Here is a 5916-nt window from a genome sequence, read left to right on the forward strand (position 1 = left end):
GTGGTGGAGTTCGGCATCGTCAACTGCGGCGATGAGCCGGTGGAGTTCAGTAACCCGTCCCCATGGCGGGTCGATAGATGGGGCGCGAACACATCTGGATGCACGCCGGAGAACTGCACCGGCGGCATGTGGGAGACCATCGGCCGCAGTGGGCTAGCTCATACAGGTGATATTGTATATCTCTATCCCGGAGATAACTGGACGGTGCAGTGGGATACAGCATCGTGGGATGCTGCACAGGGGAAGAACGTAGAGCCGATGGGCAACAGCACTCTCACTCCCAGGACGTACCGGATATGGATATGGAACAGTATCAACATATCCAAGGAGTTCGAGTTTGTGTGAAAAGGCGAAGCAGGCGATTCCGACACCCGGGACCGGGGCACGCCATCTTCCGGGCGTAAAAGGGGCCGGCACGAACCGGGAGCGCAGGGGCCCCGGTCGGGTCGGTCACATCCCAAAGTCAAAGAGCGTCGTCCGTGTCGGGTCGACGTCGTGCCAGTCCCACCCGAGCGGCTCAATGATCCGCGAGAGGGGTCCTTTGAGCGTCTTTTCAAGCATCGTCTCCCAGTCGACGACGAACTCCGGCGGCACCTGGTCGGCGTACTCGAAGCAGACCACGTCGGTCCGCGGATACTTCTCAGTAACGGTCTTTATGTAGACGCGTTTCGGTTTGCTGCCCCGCTTGAAATCGGTCCCGAGATACTTGTTTGAATACTTTGCTCCCCTGATATGGGCATCCTCGTTCTCGTAGCTATCCAGGTTCTTCCCGATCCCACCCGGGATACCTGCTTCGTCGAGGGAGTACTCCCCGCGGCGGTACCTCCTGATGACGTCGCGCAGGTACGCCTGCACGTCCTCGAACGCATCCCCGCGGAGGATCATCTCGAGGACGTCGTGCTGCACCTCCCGGGTGACCTGCGGTGAATCACTCCGCCGGATCTCAAACCCGACGACGTCGACCTCGTCGACATCCTTGCCCTCCTTCCAGACCAGGTGCCCGGCGTAGCGCTTCTTCTTGCCGGCCTGGAAGAAACGGCGGTAGACCTTCTCGAACTTTATGGAGAAGTAGTGTTTATCGGCAGCGAGTTCGCGGCGCGCGAAGTCGCCGTAACTCGCGTTCAGGCGGGCCTCGATCGCCCTCGCCTTCGCGATGGTCTCTTCAAGGCTCCCCGGCGGGACCTCGACCATACAAGAGTCGGTGTCGCCGTAGAGGACCGTGTAGCCAAGATCGGTGATGACATCACGGGTGTGCTTGATGATCGCCCGCCCGACCGATGTGACGGCCGACCCGATCTCGCGGTCGTAGAGCCTGAACCGGGTGTAGCCCGAGACCCCGTAGTAGGAGTTCATGATCACCTTCAGGACGTTCTGCTGGAGGTCGTAGAGGACGTACTCCGGCGACCCGAAGGGGTAGCGGTTGCGGAGACGCTTGCGCTCGTCCCGCTCCACGAGCAGTTCCGAGAGGATGCTCCTTGTTAACCCGTCCGGCTCCCGGGAGAACCGGACGCCGTTTGGCGCCCGCAGTTCCCCGTCCGGATTCTTCGTCTCGGGCGATGCGTTGATCGTCATCATCGCCATCGGGTAGAGCGATTTCAGGTCGAGGACCACCACGTTCTCGCGGAGACCGGTGGCGGGCTCAAAGACGGTCGCCCCCTCAAACTCGTCCCCGGCGGCAAACCCCTTCGAGGGGAGGATGAACCTGCCCGAAGCCTTACGCAGGACGAATATATCGATGACGTTTGAGGAGTTCAGCGTCCGGTCGAGCGGGCACCCTACGTACCGGGCAATCTCCCGGTAGAACTCGATGATGTTGTTCTTTTTGTCGATCCCGACGCAGAGTTCGACGTCGCGGTAGTTGTACTCCACGAGCCGTGCCGGGTCGGATTGCCAGAGTGCGGTGATCGTCCCGCTGTAGCGGACCTTCGTCTCCCCGAGCTCCTCCTCGGCGACCGCATCGAGCCGGTAGGACTCCTTCTGGGCCTGGTGCATCTTCCGGTAGGCGCCAAGGAGGTCAAAGATCGACCTCCCTCTGACAGCGTTACGCGTGGTCTGCCCGGGGAGGCGCGCGAGGTCCTCACCGCGGAGCCCGAGCGCCGCCATCCGCTGCAGGATGTAGGGGATATCGAACTCAACGAAGTTCCAGCCCGAGAGGATATCCGGGTCGCGCCCCCTGACGTAGTCGATGAGCCCCTTGAGCATCGCCACCTCGTCCGGGAACCGGACGACCCGGTGCCGCGCGTTGAGACTGAGTTCGGCCGCATCACCCGGCACCCCGCCAGGCGTCCAGAGGAGGGTCGTGTAGTCCTCATCGAAGGAGTCCCAGCAGGTGACGCAGATGATCGGATCCCGCTCCGGCTCCGGGAAACCCCGCTCGTCCACGCACTCGATATCCATGATGCAGGTCCGCGCGGGAGCCTTGATATCGACCGGCGCAAGTTCGCGGTAGTCGACCACCGTGGCGCTGGCAGGCAGTTCCATACCGCCGGTAAGACCGCAGTCGATCATGAACCTGGTGGCAAACGGGATGTCTGCCTCATAGTGCTGGTAACGGTCACGGACGTCGCGGACGTCACCGGGGCGCCGGGTGTAGAGCCTTCGTAGCGCCTCGCCCTGGATGGAGCGGTAGGTCGTGTCCGGCTCCACGTCGACGTCCTGCGGGAGGGGGGTCTCGTCGACCTGGCCGGCTGGCGCGTAGAAGTAGGGCCGAAAACCGGTCACGTCAACCTTGACGGCGCTCCCTGAGGCATCCCGGCCGAATACATGGATGACCGGGATATCAGGGCCAACACTGTACTCCACCTGGTGAATGCCGATCCGGGTCTTCCCGAAATCGTCCAGGGTTGCCGGGGTGCTCATGCGGGACTCCGGGACAGGCTCAGTCATCAAACCTCCTGCAGAGGCCCTGTACGAACGCTCCCGCCTCTGCCATCTTCTCTTCTTCCCAGGTATCGAGGCTCCATTCCTCGATACTGAGGATCCCCTCACGCCCGATCCGGGCCGGGACGCCGAGCGAGCAGCCCGAGAGGCCGTACTCGCCGTCGAGCACGCACGAACAGGAGAGCACCTCGCGTCGGTCTTCGAGGACCGCGCGTATCAGCATCGCGATATGATAGGCAGGTCCAAAGACCGTGCCGCCCTTGCCGCGGATCACCTCCATGCTCGCCCCCCGCATCCGGGCGAGGGTTGCTTCCCGCTCATCGATCTCGACATAGGCGCCGGTCTTTGAGAAGAGCGGCACCTGGTGTTCGCCATGCTCACCGAGCACCCAGGCAGGCCCCGGAACCCCTGCCTCGCGGAGGAGGCAGGCAAAGCGGGCGCTGTCGAGCTGACCGCCAAACCCGATGCATTGTCGCCTATCGATGCCCATCACCTTCCAGAGGCCGTAGTTGTTTGCGTCCATGGGGTTGGTGATGGTGATGACGACCCCTGGAAATCCCTGCAGGTGTTTGCCGCAACGTTTCACCACCGGGATGTTGGCCTCGAGGAGGTCGGCCCTGGTCTTGACATCCGGCGTTCTCGGGGTGCCTGCCGCAAAGATGAAGATATCGGCGTCCCGCATCGCCGCTGTGTCGGTAGAGACGGTAACATCGATACCCGTGTGTTGCAGGTCGAGCACCTGGGCACGGAGGATGGGCTCGTATGCGTCGTAGAGGATGATCTCATCGGCGAGACCGAGCGCGGCGGAGAGAAACGCCGTCTCGCCCCCCACCTTTCCTACACCTAAGATTGCGAGCGAGGTCATACGTATCGTCCTGTATGGATAACGGTAAAAGACTGTACAATCAATCGGCCCTGCTGCACGGAGAGTGACGGTCCGGCAGGGAAAAGGGGCGCCTTGCCGTATTCCGTTCCGGTATCCGGGCTCCGGGAAGCGGAGCAGATATTCCTTCTTTATTATACTTGGCGCGAGGGTATAATAATACCTCACTCCCACCTTTTTTCAATGGTTACGCTTTATCCTGGCCCTACCGAGGTCGGCGGCGTCCGGTTGAAGAACCATCTTCTGCTGGCTGCCGGCATCCTCGGGACCACCGGTGCGTCACTCGCCCGCATCCTGCACAACGGTGCGGGCGGTGTGGTCACGAAATCCATCGGCCCGGACCCGAAAGAGGGACACCCGGGACCCTGCCTGATCGTCGTCGACGGAGGTATCATCAACGCCATGGGCCTCCCGAACCCCTCGGCAGCGTTCGAGGATGAACTGGCCGTCCTGCAGGGCGAACCGGTGGTCGTGAGTATCTTTGGGGGGACACCGGAGGAGTTCCGGACGGTCGCTGGCTGGTTCGCCGGCACAGCATCAGGGCTCGAACTGAACCTCTCCTGCCCCCACGCGGAGGGCTACGGGGCTGCTATCGGGAGCGACCCTGCCCTGGTGGAGGAGTGCACGAGGGCGGTGGCCTCGCTCGGGGTCCCGACCTGGGTGAAACTCACCCCAAATGTCGCTGATATTGGGGAGATCGGGGCGGCAGCGGAACGCGGCGGGGCGGATGCGGTCGTCGCGGTCAACACGGTGAAGGCGATGCGGATATCGACGTCCCTCCGCCGGCCGGTGCTCGGAAACCGGTTCGGCGGGCTCTCGGGGAAGGCGATCTTCCCTATCGCGGTCCGGTGCGTCTACGACCTCTACGAGGCGTGTACCATCCCAATTATAGGGTGCGGCGGGGTCTCCACCGCAGATAACGTTGTTGAGATGATGATGGCGGGTGCGAGCGCCATCGAGCTAGGGAGCGCGGTCATCGACGATATCGGCATCTTTGCAGCGATTGCAAAGGACCTCTACAGCCACGACGGTATCGACGCACGCGAGATCGTGGGGTGCGCCCATGGATGAGCAGATGCCCGTCGGGGTCACACTAAAAGAGATCATCCAGGCGACGCCGTCGATCAGGACGTTCGTCTTCGACCGCGAGATCGCTTCACGGCCGGGGCAGTTCGTGATGGTCTGGGTGCCGGGCGTCGACGAGGTCCCAATGGCCCTCTCCTCCCCGTCCTCGATCACCGTCCTGGAGGTGGGAGACGCGACCGCTGCCCTCTTTGCGATGCGCGAGGGCGACCGGATCGGGATCAGGGGTCCGTACGGGAACGGCTTTGCGGTCACCGGGAGGACCCTTGCTATCGCCGGCGGGGTCGGCGCATCCCCGCTGCTGCCGCTTGTCGCGGCCGGACAGGTGGATACCTTCCTCCTCGGCGGCCGGACAGCCTCTGAACTCCTCTTTGCCGACCGGATACGGGAAGCAGCGACGCTGATGGTCGCGACCGACGACGGCACCGCCGGTCACCACGGGTTCGTGACCAACCTCATATCGAGGGTAGACCTCGCCGACTTCAGCCATATCTGCGTCTGCGGCCCCGAGGTCATGATGGCGGCGGTGCTCGGCATCCTCGACCGGGAGGGGTGTGCGGAGCGGGGGCAGTTCTCCCTGCACCGTTACATGAAGTGCGGCGTCGGCCTCTGCGGGTCATGCTGCACCGACCCGCACGGTCTCCGGGTCTGCCGGGACGGTCCGGTCTTCTCCGGCGACGTCCTGCTCGGGAGCGAGTTCGGGCACTACGCGCGCGACGCGAGCGGGCGGAGGCACAGGGTCTAGTGCATCGAGCCGGCTTTCCATGAAACACCCCCGTTTGGCCAATGGGGCTCCCGGTTCAGTTCCATCACTCCCGGGCACGGCACCTCCCGCCAGGCATCGCCACGCATCCTCGACGCATGCGGGGTGAGGGGGTCGTGGGTCGTGCCGCCTCCCCGGTCCCCACCCCCCGTGGAGATAGCCACCACGGTCCACCGTACTGGACTATAGTATCTAATTATTACACTCATCTCACGCGAAGCCGCGAAGAACGCGAAGGGGACTATGCCGCCCGGCAACCGAACTTCGCGGCTTCGCGCCCCTCGCGTGAGATGGTATTGCATGGACA

Annotated in this window: 4 protein-coding genes and 1 pseudogene; 3 read left to right on the forward strand and 2 right to left on the reverse strand. The window is 63.3% G+C overall.

Annotated elements, in window-relative coordinates:
* Positions 1 to 345: pseudogene (locus BP858_RS05330) on the forward strand (hypothetical protein); the annotation flags it as partial.
* Positions 346 to 450: 105 nt separating this feature from the next.
* Here the strand turns inward: BP858_RS05330 and BP858_RS05335 are convergent.
* Both BP858_RS05335 and BP858_RS05340 read right to left on the reverse strand, forming a co-directional pair.
* Positions 451 to 2859 carry a DNA-directed DNA polymerase gene (locus BP858_RS05335; RefSeq protein ID WP_286879039.1) on the reverse strand — a complete coding sequence of 803 codons (2409 nt, stop codon included), beginning with the start codon at positions 2857 to 2859 and terminating at the stop codon, positions 451 to 453.
* Between the two features lie 19 nt (positions 2860 to 2878).
* Positions 2879 to 3745: a malate dehydrogenase gene (locus tag BP858_RS05340; RefSeq protein WP_062262633.1), complete on the reverse strand. Its 867-nt coding sequence runs from the start codon at positions 3743 to 3745 to the stop codon at positions 2879 to 2881.
* Positions 3746 to 3946: 201 nt separating this feature from the next.
* Between BP858_RS05340 and BP858_RS05345 the strand changes: the two genes are divergently transcribed.
* Positions 3947 to 4834 (forward strand): dihydroorotate dehydrogenase, encoded by an 888-nt coding sequence (locus BP858_RS05345; protein ID WP_062262630.1) that lies wholly within the window; start codon positions 3947 to 3949, stop codon positions 4832 to 4834.
* Positions 4827 to 5591, forward strand: coding sequence for a dihydroorotate dehydrogenase electron transfer subunit (locus BP858_RS05350; protein WP_062262627.1), 765 nt, complete (start codon positions 4827 to 4829; stop codon positions 5589 to 5591). The genes BP858_RS05345 and BP858_RS05350 overlap by 8 nt, the downstream gene beginning before the upstream one ends.
* The last annotated feature ends 325 nt before the right edge of the window (positions 5592 to 5916 follow it).

The organism is Methanoculleus sp. UBA413, from assembly GCF_002502935.1.
GTDB classification, from domain to species: domain Archaea; phylum Halobacteriota; class Methanomicrobia; order Methanomicrobiales; family Methanoculleaceae; genus Methanoculleus; species Methanoculleus bourgensis.